The 14,651-nt window shown below is 72.9% G+C and carries 9 protein-coding genes; 4 read left to right on the forward strand and 5 right to left on the reverse strand.

Annotated features, from left to right (window positions below):
- The first annotated feature begins 45 nt into the window (after positions 1 to 45).
- From OG413_RS18120 to OG413_RS18135, 4 genes are all read left to right on the forward strand, one after another.
- Complete coding sequence (locus OG413_RS18120; protein WP_266806813.1) at positions 46 to 1,224, forward strand: PQQ-binding-like beta-propeller repeat protein; 1,179 nt, start codon at positions 46 to 48, stop codon at positions 1,222 to 1,224.
- Positions 1,225 to 1,472: 248 nt separating this feature from the next.
- Complete coding sequence (ettA, locus tag OG413_RS18125) at positions 1,473 to 3,137, forward strand: energy-dependent translational throttle protein EttA (RefSeq protein WP_266806815.1); 1,665 nt, start codon at positions 1,473 to 1,475, stop codon at positions 3,135 to 3,137.
- Between the two features lie 5 nt (positions 3,138 to 3,142).
- Positions 3,143 to 3,565 (forward strand): thioesterase family protein, encoded by a 423-nt coding sequence (locus OG413_RS18130; protein WP_073723307.1) that lies wholly within the window; start codon positions 3,143 to 3,145, stop codon positions 3,563 to 3,565.
- Positions 3,562 to 4,296: a hypothetical protein gene (locus OG413_RS18135; protein ID WP_266806817.1), complete on the forward strand. Its 735-nt coding sequence runs from the start codon at positions 3,562 to 3,564 to the stop codon at positions 4,294 to 4,296. The genes OG413_RS18130 and OG413_RS18135 overlap by 4 nt, the downstream gene beginning before the upstream one ends.
- A gap of 40 nt (positions 4,297 to 4,336) precedes the next feature.
- On the opposite strand, the gene OG413_RS18140 is transcribed toward OG413_RS18135, so the two are convergent.
- The 5 genes from OG413_RS18140 to OG413_RS18160 form a co-directional block, all read right to left on the reverse strand.
- Positions 4,337 to 5,578, reverse strand: a complete 1,242-nt coding sequence (locus OG413_RS18140) for a serine hydrolase (RefSeq protein ID WP_266806818.1) — start codon at positions 5,576 to 5,578, stop codon at positions 4,337 to 4,339.
- Positions 5,575 to 7,140, reverse strand: coding sequence for an alpha/beta hydrolase (locus tag OG413_RS18145; protein WP_266806820.1), 1,566 nt, complete (start codon positions 7,138 to 7,140; stop codon positions 5,575 to 5,577). Before OG413_RS18145 ends, OG413_RS18140 begins: the two co-directional genes overlap by 4 nt.
- A 197-nt stretch (positions 7,141 to 7,337) precedes the next feature.
- The gene (locus tag OG413_RS18150) at positions 7,338 to 8,303 is read right to left on the reverse strand and encodes an ABC transporter ATP-binding protein (RefSeq protein WP_266806821.1); all 966 of its coding nucleotides are present in this window, start codon (positions 8,301 to 8,303) and stop codon (positions 7,338 to 7,340) included.
- On the reverse strand, positions 8,300 to 11,188 hold the full coding sequence (locus OG413_RS18155) for an FtsX-like permease family protein (protein WP_266806823.1): 2,889 nt from the start codon (positions 11,186 to 11,188) through the stop codon (positions 8,300 to 8,302). The genes OG413_RS18150 and OG413_RS18155 overlap by 4 nt, the downstream gene beginning before the upstream one ends.
- Before the next feature lies 1 nt (position 11,189).
- The gene (locus OG413_RS18160) at positions 11,190 to 14,513 is read right to left on the reverse strand and encodes an FtsX-like permease family protein (protein WP_266806824.1); all 3,324 of its coding nucleotides are present in this window, start codon (positions 14,511 to 14,513) and stop codon (positions 11,190 to 11,192) included.
- Positions 14,514 to 14,651 lie beyond the last annotated feature (138 nt).

The raw sequence follows: 14,651 nt of genomic DNA on the forward strand, positions 1-14,651 counted from the left end.
CTGCGCGCATCGCCGCGGCGATGCCGGATGATGGGGGATACCTCAGTGAACCTGCGAAGAACCACCGCGGTCCTGTTCGGTGCGGCACTGTCGCTCGTCATGCTCGTGACGCCGGTCGGCGCGCAGTCGACGCAGACCGGAGCCTCGACCACCTACCAGATCAACGCACGGCACGACGGCAGTCTCGTCGATACCGCTGTGGGCGCGCCGCCGCTCAGCCGGAAGTGGTCCCGCGACCTGGGCGGGAGCGTCTCCTACCCCATCGTGGCCGGTGGGCGCGTCTTCGCCACCGCCGCCTCGCCGGACGGGTACGGCACCACCCTCTACGCCATCGACGCGGCCACGGGCGAGAACGCCTGGGAGCCCGTTGACCTCGGTGGCACCTCCTGGTGGTCCGCGCTCGCCTACGGGGGCGGTCGGCTCTACGCCCAGAACTACGACGGTGTGCTGACAGCGTTCAGCCCGGCCACCGGGAAGGAGATCTGGACCGTCACACTGCCCGGGCAGTCCTCCTTCACCTCGCCGCCCACGTTCGCCGGTGGCGTGGTGTACACGGGCGGCGCCGGCTCGGGCGGCACCTTGTACGCGGTGAACGCAGCCGACGGTGGGGTGCTCTGGACCCAGCCCGTCGCGAACGGGGGCAACAGCTCGCCCGCCGTCACGGCCAACGGGGTCTACGTCTCCTACGCCTGCGCGCAGACCTACGCCTTCGACCCCAAGCCGGGCGACCCGGTCTGGCACCACCGGACGGACTGCTCCGGTGGCGGGGGCCGCACCCCTGTTCTCGCCGACGGCGGTGTCTGGATTCGCGACGACGGCGGCATCGCCCTCAACGCCGCCGACGGGAAGGTCCGCAGCACCTACGGGGCCACCGGCAACGCGCCCGCACCGGCCTTCGACGGCCGCCAGGGCTACTTCGTCGATGACGGTGTCCTTCAGGAGCGGCACAGCCGCACCCTGGCCACCCGCTGGAAGTTCGAGGGCGACGGCCTGATCAGTACCGCGCCGATCGTCGTCAACGGATACGTCTACGTCGGCTCCCGAACCGGTCAGCTGTGGGCACTCAACGGCGCCACCGGTCAGTCCGTCTGGTCCACCGACGTCGGCGCGCCGATCAACGAGCCCGACGAGCACAACGCGTCCCAGCCGCTGACCGGGCTCGGAGCGGGTGGCGGGCTCGTGGTGGTTCCGGCCAGCGACCTGCTGGTCGCGTACGGGCAGTGAGCAGCGCGGGTGGTGGCCGGTCCCGGCCACCACCCGCCGCCCTGCGCGAGATCGTTTACGGGATTCCCACCGCCCGAGGACGCCCGGCAGCGGTCGCCTACGACAGGCAGTGACCGGTCGACTGCGAGCGGGGGTTGGCGAAAGGGCAGGTCACGGGCCCCCGATGAGACGGGTTTCCGTCCGGGGATGGACGTCAGGCAAGATGGGGTGTATCTGCCCACACCTCTATTGCTGCCGGACGGTTTCTCTTGGCTGAGTTCATCTACACCATGCGCAAGACGCGCAAGGCGCACGGCGACAAGGTGATCCTTGATGACGTCACCTTGAACTTCCTGCCCGGCGCGAAGATCGGTGTCGTGGGGCCCAACGGCGCCGGTAAGTCCACGGTGCTGAAGATCATGGCGGGCCTGGAGCAGCCGTCCAACGGTGAGGCGTACCTGTCGCCCGGTTTCAGCGTCGGCATCCTCATGCAGGAGCCGAAGCTCGACGAGACGAAGACCGTCCTGGAGAACGTCCAGGCCGGCGCCGCCGAGATCATGGGCAAGCTCCAGCGCTTCAACGAGGTCGCCGAGCTCATGGCGACGGACTACTCCGACGCGCTCATGGATGAGATGGGCAAGCTCCAGGAGGACCTGGACCACGCCAACGCGTGGGACCTGGACGCCCAGCTGGAGCAGGCCATGGACGCCCTGGGCTGCCCGCCCGGCGACTGGCCGGTCACCAACCTCTCCGGTGGCGAGAAGCGCCGCGTGGCGCTGTGCAAGCTCCTCATCGAGGCCCCGGACCTGCTCCTCCTCGACGAGCCCACCAACCACCTCGACGCCGAGTCGGTGAACTGGCTGGAGCAGCACCTCTCGAAGTACGCGGGCTGCGTCATCGCCGTCACCCACGACCGGTACTTCCTGAACAACGTCGCCGAGTGGATCCTTGAGCTCGACCGCGGCCGCGCCATCGCGTACGAGGGCAACTACTCCACGTACCTGGAGAAGAAGCAGGCCCGCCTCAAGGTCGAGGGCCGCAAGGACGAGAAGCGCCAGAAGCGGCTCAAGGAAGAGCTGGAGTGGGTCCGCTCCAACGCCAAGGGCCGCCAGACCAAGTCCAAGGCCCGTCTCGCCCGTTACGAGGAGATGGCGGCCGAGGCGGACAAGATGCGGAAGCTGGACTTCGAGGAGATCCAGATCCCGCCGGGCCCGCGGCTCGGTTCCATCGTCGTCGAGGTCGAGAACCTCTCGAAGGCCTTCGGCGACAAGGTCCTCATCGACGACCTGTCGTTCACGCTGCCGCGCAACGGCATCGTCGGCGTCATCGGTCCGAACGGTGCGGGCAAGACCACGCTGTTCAAGATGATCCAGGGCCTGGAGACGCCGGACACCGGCTCCATCAAGGTCGGCGACACGGTCAAGATCTCCTACGTCGACCAGTCCCGCGCCAACATCGACCCCAAGAAGACCCTCTGGGCCGTCGTGTCGGACGAGCTGGACTACATCAACGTCGGCCAGGTCGAGATGCCCTCGCGCGCCTACGTCTCCGCGTTCGGCTTCAAGGGCCCGGACCAGCAGAAGCCCGCGGGCGTCCTGTCCGGTGGTGAGCGCAACCGCCTCAACCTGGCGCTGACGCTCAAGGAGGGCGGCAACCTGCTGCTCCTCGACGAGCCCACCAACGACCTCGACGTCGAGACCCTGTCCTCGCTGGAGAACGCCCTGCTGGAGTTCCCCGGCGCCGCGGTGGTCATCTCCCACGACCGCTGGTTCCTGGACCGCGTCGCCACGCACATCCTGGCGTACGAGGGCGACTCCAAGTGGTACTGGTTCGAGGGCAACTTCGAGTCGTACGAGAAGAACAAGATCGAGCGCCTCGGTGCGGACGCGGCCCGTCCGCACCGCGCCACGTACAAGAAGCTCACGCGAGGCTGATCGTCTTGGCTCGTCATATCTACAGCTGCCCGCTGCGCTGGTCGGACATGGACGCCTTCGGCCACGTCAACAACGTGGTCTTCCTCCGCTACCTGGAGGAGGCGCGCATCGACTTCATGTTCCGGCTGGCGCCCGGGGACGGCTCGCCGTCGTTCTCCGGCGGGTCCGTGGTGGCCCGGCACGAGATCGACTACGTACGGCCGCTGGTGCACCGGCACGCCCCGGTGACCGTCGAGTCGTGGGTCACGAAGATCGGTGCCGCGTCGCTGACGATCTCGTACGAGATCAAGGACCCCGAGCAGGTGTACGTGCGCGCCTCGACCGTCGTCGTGCCGTACGACCTGGCCGCGGCGCGACCCCGGCGGATCTCCGCGGAGGAGAAGCTCTTCCTCCAGCAGTACCTGGCAGAGGAGCCCGCCGCAGCATGACGGTGCCCGTGCGGTCGCCGCAGTTCGCCGACGCGAGGGAGGCGGCGGATCTCGCCGCCTTCCTCGGCCGGCTGCTCCACTACGACCGGGCCGCGGCGGTCCGGCTGCAGGCGGGCGGCGGCGACGCACTGGCCGTCTTCGGCCGGCCGCCGTCGTTCGAGGTCCTCGCGATCCGTACGGCGCGGCTCGCCCACCCCGAGACGTTCGACATCACGGTGTCGGCCGGGGAACTCCTCGAATCGCTGGATGTCGAGGAGCCGGCCGACGCGGGTGCGGGCGCCGATGCGGGCGGCGGTGGCGGTTTCGGTTCCGGAGCGCTGCCGGGGCCCGTCACCGGGCCGCCCTGGACCGGTGTCCTGCCGCCCCGCGGCCCCTGGCGGGAGCTGCCCGGTCTGCCGGGTCCGGACGCCCTGCGCGTCGCGCTCACCGCCGCGGTCGCGGAATTCCGCACCCGCGACGAGGCGCTGCCCGACGAGCACCGCACCCGGGCCGAGCGCGACCGCATCGGCCGGGAGATCTGGTCCCGCCCCGTCGGCACCACGGAACTACCGCTCCGGGCCGTCCACGCGGCCCAGTCCCTCGGCTTCCTCCGGGCCGACCCGCACTTCCCCGTATCGCTGCTGTCCTCGGGAACGTGGCTCCGGCTGCGGACCCCGTACGGCTCGATCGCCCTGCGCCGCGCGACGAGCGGCGGGCTCGGCGCCCTGCCCTTCACCGTCGGCCCCCGCTGACCCGAAGCCCCGCGCCCGGCACCCCCGTCGCGAGGGCCCGTCACCACCGGCCCGTCAGCGCCCGGTCCACCAGTCCGCGGGCCGCCCGGTCCTGGGCGTCCTGGCCCGCGCCGCCCACGCGCAGCGTGAACGTGGCGCTGGTCGCGGCCCGTTCACCGTCCGGTGTCACCCCGCTCTCCGAGACGACGCCCAGATGCGTGCCCCCGTGGAACCAGACGCCCCCGCGGCTCCCCGCCACCGGCCGCCAGGCGATCCCCAGCCCGTAGCGCACCCCGGGCGCGTCGATCCAGTCGTCGGCGGCCACCGTCTCCTTCATCGCCGCCAGTTGGGCCGGGCGCAGCAGCCGGCCGCCCATCAGCGCGCGCAGGAAGCGGCCATGGTCGTGGGTGTCGCTGATCAGGCAGCCGTCTGCGCCGCCCCCGTACGCCAGCGTCGTGTCCGTGAAGCCGTCCTCGCCGGGAAACCTGGTGTACGCGATGGCGGTCGGGGCCGGGACGTAGGGGGAGGTGCCCGGTGAGAAGGTGTGGCGCAGGCCGAGAGGTTCGATGATCCGGTCGTGGATCTCCTGCGCCCAGGGGTGCCCCGTCACCTCCTCGATCACCAGGCCCATGAGCGTGTAGTTGGTGTTGGAGTAGCCCCAACGCCGTTTTCCGCCGGGCGAGTCGACGGGGTCCGGAAGCCACTGGGGAGGCCGGCTCAGGGCGGCCGCCACCTGCTCGCGGGCGGTCTGCGAGCGGAACCGTGAGCGGTGATAGCCCTCCGGGGTGAACGCCTCCGCGGCGTCGGGCGACACCGCGAGGTAGTCGTTGAGCCCGCTGGTCTGGCCGAGCAGATCGCGCACGGTGATCCGGGTGCCGTCGTTGCCGTTGCCCCGCACCATTCCCGGCAGCCACCGTTCGACCGTGTCCTCCAGCGCGAGCCGGCCCTCGCCGATCAGTTGCAGGGCGAGGACGGCGGTGAAGGTCTTGGTGTCGCTCCCGATCCGGTACGAGGCGTTCCGGGGGACCGGGGTGCCCGGGTCCGACAGGTCGGCCGATCCGGAGCTCGCCGTCCTGCTGCCGCGCGCACTCTGGACCTCGGCGACCACCCCGGTGGCCCCGGTCGCGACGATCGCGTCCGCGTCGGTCCGCAGGCGGTGCCGCGCCGCCGGGTTCGTGGGCCGCGCCGCACGGGTGGCCGCCGCGGGGGCGGGGGCCGGGCGGGTGGCTGCCGCCGCCGGTCCGGCCGCGCCTGCCAGCAGCGCCGCCGCGGCGGCCGTGAGGCCCGTACGCCTGCTGATCATCGCTCGGACCTCCCGGTCGCGGGGCAGGTGAGGTCGTGCGCGGGCAGGGTGCCGTCGCGCAGATAGTCGTTGACGGCCCGGTCGGCGCAGGGCACCGGCCGCAGCCCGTCGATTCCGCGTCCGTAGACACCGTGCGAGCGGATGTCCGCCGTCACCAGCCGCGAACCGGTCAGCCTGCGGTGCAGGGCCAACGCCCCTTCGTACGGAACGTTGTTGTCGCGGCGGGCCTGGAGCATCAGGACGGGTACGTCGTTGCCGATCGTCGTACCGGGCTCGGCCGGTTCCGGCTCCCAGAAGGCGCACGGGGCCGTCATCCCGTTCACGAACGGACCGAAGACGGGCTGCTCGGCCCGGCTGCGCTGGGAGTTCTTCCAGTACGTCTCCGGGTCCGGCGGCCATCCGCCGGACGGCCAGCCGCCGTCCCCGCACATGAACACCGCACCGCCCAGCATGCTGTCCGCCAGCTCGGGGGAGGTGAGCAGCTCCAGCATCGCGGCCAGTTCCGGACCGGGCTCGACCGGCTTTCCGGCGGCGGCGTCCACCAGGTCCCGTACGGTACCGGCGAGCGCCGCGTCGTACTCCTCGTGCTGGATCAGCTGCCGGAGCACCAGCCGCAGGACGGGGGCGTCGAGCCGGACCCCGGCGACGGGCACCGGGCGCCTCTCCGCCCCGTCGAGGAGCCGCTGCACGCGGGACCGCACCTCGGCGGCCGTGCGGCCCAGCGCGTAGGTGCCGTGGTGCCGGGCGGTCCAGCCGGCCCAGGCGTCCAGGGCCTCTTCGAGCGGCTTCCCGGCCGACCGGAACAGTTCGTACTGGGTGGCCGTCGGATCGGTGCTGGAGTCGATCACCATCCGGTCCGCCCGCCGCGGGAACAACTGGGTGTAGACGGCGCCCAGATCGGCCCCGTACGAGATGCCGTAGTACGAGAGCCCGCGCTCGCCCAGCGCCGCCCGGATCGCGTCCATGTCACGGGCGACATTGCGCGAGGAGGCGTGCGGGAGCAGCGTGGCGTTGTCCCCGTACCGGCCGCAGCGCCGCGCGGTGTCACGGGCCGAGCGGACCGATCTGTCGAAGTCCTGGCGCGCGGAGGTGACGGGTCCGGGCGGCACGGCCGGTGCCGCCGGGGCGCAGCCGACCGGGGTGGAGTCGCCGAGGAAGCGCGGATCGAAGCCGATCAGGTCGTAGCGGTCCGCCACGTCCCCGAGCGCCGGTCGCAGGCGAAGGGTGCTGTCCAGCCCGGTCCCGCCCGGTCCGCCCGGGTTGGAGAGCAGGATGCCGCGACGCCGGGAGGGTTCCGCGGCCTTGATACGGGAGATGGCGACCTGGATCGTCCGGCCGCCGGGATCGGCGTGGTCGAGGGGCACGGTGACATCGGCGCACTGCGCGCCCGCCGCGTTCAGATCCTCGTACCGGTCCGGGCAGGGCCCCCAGTCGAGGCGTTGGTGCGCGGGGGAGAGGGCGGTCGCGGGGGCGGGTAACGGAGAGGCCGCGGTCGCGGGCACCGCACCCGCGAGCAGACCGGCCAGTCCCAGGCCGACGAAGGACAGGGGGGCGACGCGCATGGTGCTCCTCGGAACAGGTGGAATGACCTGACCGACGCTACGAGCGCACATGGTGCCGCCACCATCGGGACAGCCCCTCGAACTGCCCTGGTGCCAGCCCTACTTGCCGTACCCGCGCGTGACGTGCCGCGCTCGGTGCTCGCGCTTGACGTGCGGGTGCTCCCGGCCCGGCCCCGCCCGCTCCCCGGCCCGCCGCTTTACTTGCCCGGCTCCTCCGGGGCGTCCGGCCACACCCCGATGTGGTCCTGTTCCAGCTCCAGCATCACCCGGTGCTCCATGCCCAGCGCCTGCGTGTAGTCGGCGGGGAGCTGGAGGCGACCGGCGCGGTCGAGCATCGCGTACTCCCGGGCCACCTGGGACTCCTGGCCCGTCGCCGCGTCGACCTCCGTGCGGCGCAGCACCTCGGAGGACGTACGGCCGTCCCGGATGGCGACCGTACGGCGCACCTCGCTGGCCACCGCCTGGTCGTGCGTGACGATCACGATGGACGTGCCGAGCTCCTCGTTGGCGCGGCGGAACGCGGCGAAGACCTGCTCGCCGGTGGCCGAGTCCAGCTCACCGGTCGGCTCGTCGGCGAGCAGTACCGACGGGTTGTTGGCGAGGGCCACCGCAATCGCCACCCGCTGCTGCTGCCCGCCGGACAGCTGCTGCGGCCGCCGGTCCCGGCAGTCGTCGATGTCCAGCATCCGGAGCAACGACTCGGCGCGGGCGGCCCGTTCGCGATTGCGTCCGCCGCCGCGCAGCTGCATCGGCAGCGTGATGTTCTGGATCGCGGTGAGATACGGCAGCAGGTTGCGCGCGGTCTGCTGCCAGACGAACCCGACCACGTCACGGCGGTAGCGGAGCCGTTCCTTGGGCCCCATCGACAGCAGATCGCAGCCCGCGACCTTCGCCGACCCGGCCGTGGGCACGTCCAGGCCCGCCAGGATGTTCATCAGCGTCGACTTGCCGCTGCCGGACGCGCCGACCAGGGCCATCAACTCGCCCTCGGTGACCAGCAGATCGAGGCCCTGGAGGGCCTGCACCTCCACTCCGTCCGTGGTGAAGATGCGTACCAGCCGGTCGCAGGCGATCAGCGCGTCATGCCCGTACGAAGGGCGGTCCCGGCGCGCGGTGGCCCGCTGTTCGAGTTCCGCCAGAGTGGTCTCGGTGGTCGACGTCATCGGGTGTCTCCTGCCCTGAGTTCGGTGATCGAGCCGCGGCGGCTCGCCCACCAGGCCTGGACGCCGGCCACGGCGGCGGCGAGAACGACGACCCCGAGCGCCGGAAGCACCAGCGACCAGGGGTCGGCCCGCAGCGAAACGGTGTGCTGGGCGGTCGTGGAGGCGCCGGCCAGGGCCAGCGTGACCAGGTTCACCCCGGGTGCCAGCAGGACGATGGTCGCCCAGCCGACGAGCAGGCCGCCGACGGCGGCCAGCAGCGCCTGCGGCATCGCCTCGAACGCGAGGAGCCGCCTGCCCTGCCCGGTGGTGAGTCCCATCGTGCGCAGCCGGGCCAGCAGCGTGGTGCGCTCCGGGGCGGTCTGGAGCAGCGACAGCAGCACGGCCAGCAGCGCGTAACCGGCGCCCGCCGCGATCGCCGCCGCGTAGATCCGCTCGGCGCCCGCCTGCATCGGGGTGTCGACGAACGCGTCGAGTTCCTCGGACCGCAGCTGTACGGCGAAGTCCTTGCCCGTGTCGTGCGCGGCGGCGCGCAGCCCCTTCGCGTCCGGACCCGCGCCCGTGACGAGCAGCGTGGTGGGATGCCCTTCGGAGAGCGACGCGGTGTTGACGATCATGAAGTCGGAGTCCGCCACCGCCGAGGTGCGCGGCTGGACGCCCACGACCCGCACCTTGAAGTCCCCGGCCAGCGACTCGATGTCCTGCGGCTGGTCGCCGAGCCGCTCGGCGACCGAGGGCGAGGCGATCACGGGCAGCACCCGGTCAAGTGACGGGAAGGTCCCCTTCGGGACCGGGGCGGCCGAGCCGGTGGCCTTCAGCCGGTCGGCGGGGAATGCCTTCAGACCGGTCGCGCGCGCCAGCCGCGCGTACGACTCGGGTTCGACGCCCACCAGGGTGGCGCCCTTCGCGTCCTCGATGCCGTTCGCGGCGGGCGGCAGCAGCACGCCGTAGTCGATCTGGACGGGCGCCACGTCATCGACTCCGCGCACCGCGCGCACCCGGTCGGCGAAGCCGTCCGGCAGCGTGCTGCGATCGCCCGGACCGCTGATCCGGGCATCCGCCCCGACGGCCTTCAGCGCCGCGTCGCCGCGGGCGTCCCCGACCCCGGCGAGCACCGAACCGCCGAACGCCGCGGTGGTCAGCGCGATCAGCAGCGCGAGCAGCGGCAGCGTGCCGCTGGAGGAGGCGCGCCCGGCGCGGGCCAGCGACAGGAAGCCGATGGCCCCGCGCAGCCGGGCGACGGGACGCGAGGCCAGCCGCAGGGGCAGCGGATAGAGCCGTACGAGGACGAGGGCCGCGATCAGCCCGACCAGCACGGGCGCCGAGCTGACCAGCAGGTCGGTGCCGCCGTCCGCGTCCGTGCCCCGGCGGCGCAGTGCGGCGACCGCGCCGATCGCCAGGACGAGCAGGGTCAGTTCGGCGACGGTGCGTCGGCGCGAGGGCCGGGCGTTCATCATGTCGTCGCGGGCGCCGTGCAGTTGCGGCCGGATGTGCCGCAGGGTCGTACGGAGCGGCAGCGCGGCGCAGACCAGTACGGTCACGGCCGCGGCGGCGGCGACAGCGGGCCACAGCCGGGCCTGCCCGACGGTCAGTACGGCGAGCAGCAGCCCGAGCGCCGCCGCGGGCAGCACGGTCACCGCGGTCTCCGCGAACAGGCGGCGGCCGATGCCCCGCAGGGAGCCGCCGCGCGAGCGCAGCAGGGCCAGTTCGTGGTGGCGGCGGGCGCCGATCAGCCCGCCCGTCATCAGCAGGACGACGGCGGCGACCGCTCCGATCCCGACCGCGGCGACCGTCACTACGGGACTGATCGCCGACCGCATCCGGGTGTGGGCGAGGACGATCTCGTCCAGATCGGTGGTGAGCGTCGCGGTGGGCCCGGCGATGTCGCGCAGCTTCAGCAGCTCGGGGCCGCTCTCCAACGAGGCGACGGCGGACCGCAGCCCGGACACGTCGAGCCCGGTGAGGTGAGCGGCGTCCGGGGCGATCCGCCAGAACAGCTCCGGTTCGTTCATCGTGGCCAGCAGGGCGGGCGCGGCGTCCGGGGGCAGCAGCAGGGCGGCCGTCCAGTAGTTCTTCGGTTCCGAACTCCCGCGCTCCGGGATCAGGGCCGGTCCCCTGAACAGCGGCTCGACGGACCAGAAGCTCTCGGTGGGGCGCAGGGGAGTGACGATGCCGGTGATACGGACGGTCAGCGGGGCACCGGTCCGGGTGGGCACCGAGAGCGTGGAGCCGACCTTCATCTTCAGGGCGGACGCCGTCTCGGCGGTTACCGCGGCCTCCACCTCCCGGCTGTCCGTGGCGACCTCGCCGCGGACCGTCGGCCACTGCCCGGAGCGCAGGGTGCTGTGCTTGTCGAGCGCCGCCGGGGTGGCGTAGGTGAACTGCGGGGCGAGGCCGTCCGGCCGGGGCAGCCACGGCTCGAACGCGACGGCGGGGGCCGTGGTGTGCACCCCGTAGGACGAGCGCGCGGCGTCGGGCCGTACCGGTTTCGGCAGCGACTTCATCAGCGCGGCGTCGACCCTGGACATCCCGGGGCTCCGCACCGCGGCGTCCTGGACCTCCGGCCGCAGTTCCAGGTCGGGCGGCGGTGACGTCACTTCGAGGACGCTCCGGCTGGGCGAGGCCGAGGCGATGTCGTGCCGCAGCCCGTCCGTCTCGTACGACTCCACGGACCGCGGGAACGCCGCGGCGAGGAACGCGGTCAGCAGGACGAGACCCGCGAGTGCCGCCGCGGCGCCGGGGGCGGTACGCAGCCGGGTGCGGACCCACGGGGCGCAGGCGGCCGCACGCCGGGCGACGGCCGCGGCCGTGCCGGGGCCACCGGTGGCGGCCGGGGTCTTCTCCGGTCCGCCGGGCGCGCCGGTGTTCTGGTTCTGGTCGGCGCTCATGTCAGTTGTCCCCCTGGTGGCGCAGCGATACCGCCGGGTCGGCGCGGCGCAGCGCGATCGCCGCGACGATCAGCAGTGGCAGCGCGGCGACCCCGGCCAGCAGCGCGGCGACCTGTCCGGCCGGCAGGTGCACCAGCACCTCGGGCACCGGCTGGGTCGCCTGTCCGGTCAGCACGATGAGTGGCACGACGGCCCTGGTCAGTACGGCCCCGAGGGCCAGGCCGACGAGCAGCGCGATGGCGATCAGCACGCCCTGCTCGGCGGCGATCATCCGGGCCAGCTTGCGGCGCGGTGCCCCCAGCGCCCGCAGTACGGCGAATTCGGCGGACCGTTCGCGCTGCGAGCCGACGACGCTGACCGCGAAGCCGACCGCCGCCAGCGCGGCGGCCACCACGGCCACGGCGAGCAGCGCGGACTGCGGTCCCGCCCCCAGCGGGTCGTTGATCAGCTCGCGGGCGGTCTCGTCGCGCACCTCGACCTGTGCCGGGTCGGTGTCGGGCAGCTTGCGCAGCGCGGCGGCGACCTTCGAGGCGTCGCCCGGTCCGGTGCTCAGCCACCACTCGGTGGCGGCGATGGTGGCGCCCGGCCGGTGGGCGAGCAGGTCGGTGACGGACCGGAGGTCGAGCAGCAGGGCCCCGCCGTCCTTGGTCCGGGTCAGCGAATCCCGGGACTCCGTGAGGGCGCCGGGTCCGGTCGTGGGCAGCTGGCGCACGGACTTCACCAGGGTCACCCGGACCGTGTTCCCGGCCAGCATGAGGTCGACCTGCTGGCCCAGCTTCGCGCCGGAGGCCTTCAGATACGCGTCCGTCACCACGGCCTTGACCGGTGCGGCCTTCGCGCGGGCGGTGGTGATGCGCAGCGAACCGTTCGAGGTCGCGTAGTCCGACACGGCGTCCTCGGAGAACCCGGTGCTGTAGCTGAAGTCCGGGGCGCCGCCGGGCTCGTTCTTCTGGACCGGAGTCTCGCCCGGCTGCTCCTCGCCGAATTCCGTGAGCATGGTGGCGCCCACCCAGCGCAGCCCCTTCTGGGCGCGCACCGGGAGCCGGCCGCCGTCGGCGGTCACCCCATCGAGTCCGCTCACGGAGAACCGGCGCTGCTGTGCCTCGGCGGGCAGCCGGTCGTCCACCTCGAAGCCGGTCACGGCCAGTTCGCCCGCGGCGGCCACCGCGATCGAGAGGGTGTGCGGCCGGCCGTCGGCCGGCACGGGCCCGGCGAGAGTCCGGTACGGGATGCCGTAACGGTCCTCCAGCAGGACGGTCACCACAGGCACCCGGTCCGGGGCCCAGGAGTCCGGCTGCCCGTCGCGGGACTTCTTCGACGGGCCGCTGATCCGCGCGTCGAACGTCAGCCGCTCGCTGCCCTTGGGCAGCAGCAGCCCGGTACGGGCCGTCTTCGCCGGTGCGATCGCGTCGAACAGCTGCTGCGGCGTCTCCTCGCCGAGGTCCGGGCGCATCAGCATGCCCTCGTCGGCGTGCGCGGTGTCCAGGGCGATGACCTGGGCCGTGCGGTCACCGGAGAGTTCCACGCCCGTGCGGTAGGCGGGCGCCGCCTCCCGTACCCCCGGAAGTCCCACATACGCGCCCGCCTTCGCCGGATCGCCGCTGAGTCCGCCCACCATGCGGACCGACGCACCGGACCTGAAGTCCGCCTGGTCGCCCTGCGAGCGGTTCCAGGACGCGCTCTGACCGATCGCCAGCATGCCCATCGCGACCGAGAGGACCAGCAGCAGCACCGGTCCGGCACCGCGCAGCGGCCGTCGGCTGAACTGCCAGCCGGCCAGCGCCGCGGGCAGCCCGCGGCCACCCGCCGCGCGGCGCTCCGCGAGCTTCGCCGCCGGGGGCAGCAGCCTCAGTGTCAGTACGGTGCCCGCGAGCAGCGCCAGCGCGGGCGCGGCCACCAGCAGCGGATCGATGCCGAGGTCGCCCTCCCGGTCACCGCTGAGTGCCCCGTTGCCGGAACCGCCGGTCTGCCGGTCCAGCTGCCAGTACGCCACGGCGGCGATCAGGAGCAGTCCGACATCGGCACCGGCGCGCACCGGACCGGGGAGCGCGGTGGCCCGCGCCCGGCGGCCACCGCCCGCGCTGGCGGCCAGCGCGGGCGCCACCACGGCGAGCGCGCAGGCCAGCGCGACGGTGGCGGCGACCAGCCACACCGTGCCGGTCGAAGCCTCCTCGAACCGCAGCCCGATCCGGGAGAGCACGCTGCGCTCCGCGAGCAGCCGGGTCAGCGGCCCCGCGAGCAGCGGGGCGATGACGGCGGCGGGTACCGCGAGCATCAGCGCCTCGATCGCCGCGAACGAGGTGATCCGGCCCCGTGAACCGCCGCGGGCCCGCAACAGCTCGGTCTCGCCGCCGCGTTCGCTGCTCAGCAGCCGGGCCACGAGCAGCAGCGCGTACGCCGCGAGCAGCACCAGCTGCACCGCGACGATCATCAGCGTCGAGCGGGAGACCAGGAGCGCCCGGTCGATCTGGTCGAGCACGGTGGGCAGCGAGGTCCGCGCGTTGGCGCCGTCCTTGAACACCGGGGTGGCCAGCAGGGCCTTCGGCCCGTCCGTCGACGCCTTGTGCAGCGCGTCCATCGAGCCGGTGGTCACGCTGGTGAAGTCGGCCGTGGCCAGCCAGGACGTCTCGCCGGGGCTGATCCGGCCGGAGCCGAGGACGGAGGGGTCGGTGAGCAGGGGACCGTAGGTGGTGAAGACGACCTTGCGGACGCCGCGCCCGCCGAGCGTGTCCAGCTGCCAGTACGTGTCGGCCTGGTCGGACGCCTTGTACAGGCCGGTGATCACGATCCGCTGCGGCTTGCCGCTCAGCCGGTCGGTGAGGGTGAGCCGGGAGCCCGGCTTCAGCTTCAGGACCTCGGCGGCGGCACCGGGCAGGGCCACCTGTAGGGGCCCGTCACCGTTCGCGCCCGCCGGGAGACGGCCTTCGGTGAGCCGGACGCGGCTGCGGTCGAGCGCGGCGAAGTGGGTGAGGTCGGGTTCGCCGCGCCGGGCGGCCGGGGACTGGAGGTCGCGCGGCAGTGCGTACGGCCCCGAACTCTCCAGCTTCCGTACGGTGACGGGCAGCCCGTCGAAGGTGTCGTGGGCCGCCTTGCGGGTGGCCTTCTCCGCGTCGCCGCGCTGCTCCCGGTCCACTTGCGCCGAGACGAACAGGGAGGCGGAGGCCGCCGACCGGTGGGTGAGCGTGTGCCGCAGCGCGGCATCCCCGACGGAACCGGAGAACGCGGTGAGCGCGGCCAGTACCGATGTGGTGAGCAGCACGGCCAGGAGAGCCGCGGCGAGAAGGAGCCGATGCGCCCTCACCCGCAGAAAGACGAACCCCGTCACTTACTCCCCCAGAACCCCTGAACCCGCACGCCCCCCGACGTCCCCGTGATGCTTTCAGAGGGCACAGGGTTCTGGAAACCGCTTACGGGGGCACCTTGATGCGATCGTGACCGTTATTCGGGGGTGGAGTACCGTATT

The organism is Streptomyces sp. NBC_01433, from assembly GCF_026340105.1.
Lineage (GTDB): Bacteria > Actinomycetota > Actinomycetes > Streptomycetales > Streptomycetaceae > Streptomyces.

Excerpts from the sequence above, each read along its gene's own strand:
- OG413_RS18140 (WP_266806818.1), bottom strand. The coding sequence starts at position 5,578 with ATGATCAGCAGGCGTACGGGCCTCACGGCCGCCGCGGCGGCGCTGCTG.
- OG413_RS18155 (WP_266806823.1), bottom strand. The coding sequence starts at position 11,188 with ATGAGCGCCGACCAGAACCAGAACACCGGCGCGCCCGGCGGACCGGAG.
- OG413_RS18145 (WP_266806820.1), bottom strand. The coding sequence starts at position 7,140 with ATGCGCGTCGCCCCCCTGTCCTTCGTCGGCCTGGGACTGGCCGGTCTG.
- OG413_RS18150 (WP_266806821.1), bottom strand. The coding sequence starts at position 8,303 with ATGACGTCGACCACCGAGACCACTCTGGCGGAACTCGAACAGCGGGCC.
- OG413_RS18135 (WP_266806817.1), top strand. The coding sequence starts at position 3,562 with ATGACGGTGCCCGTGCGGTCGCCGCAGTTCGCCGACGCGAGGGAGGCG.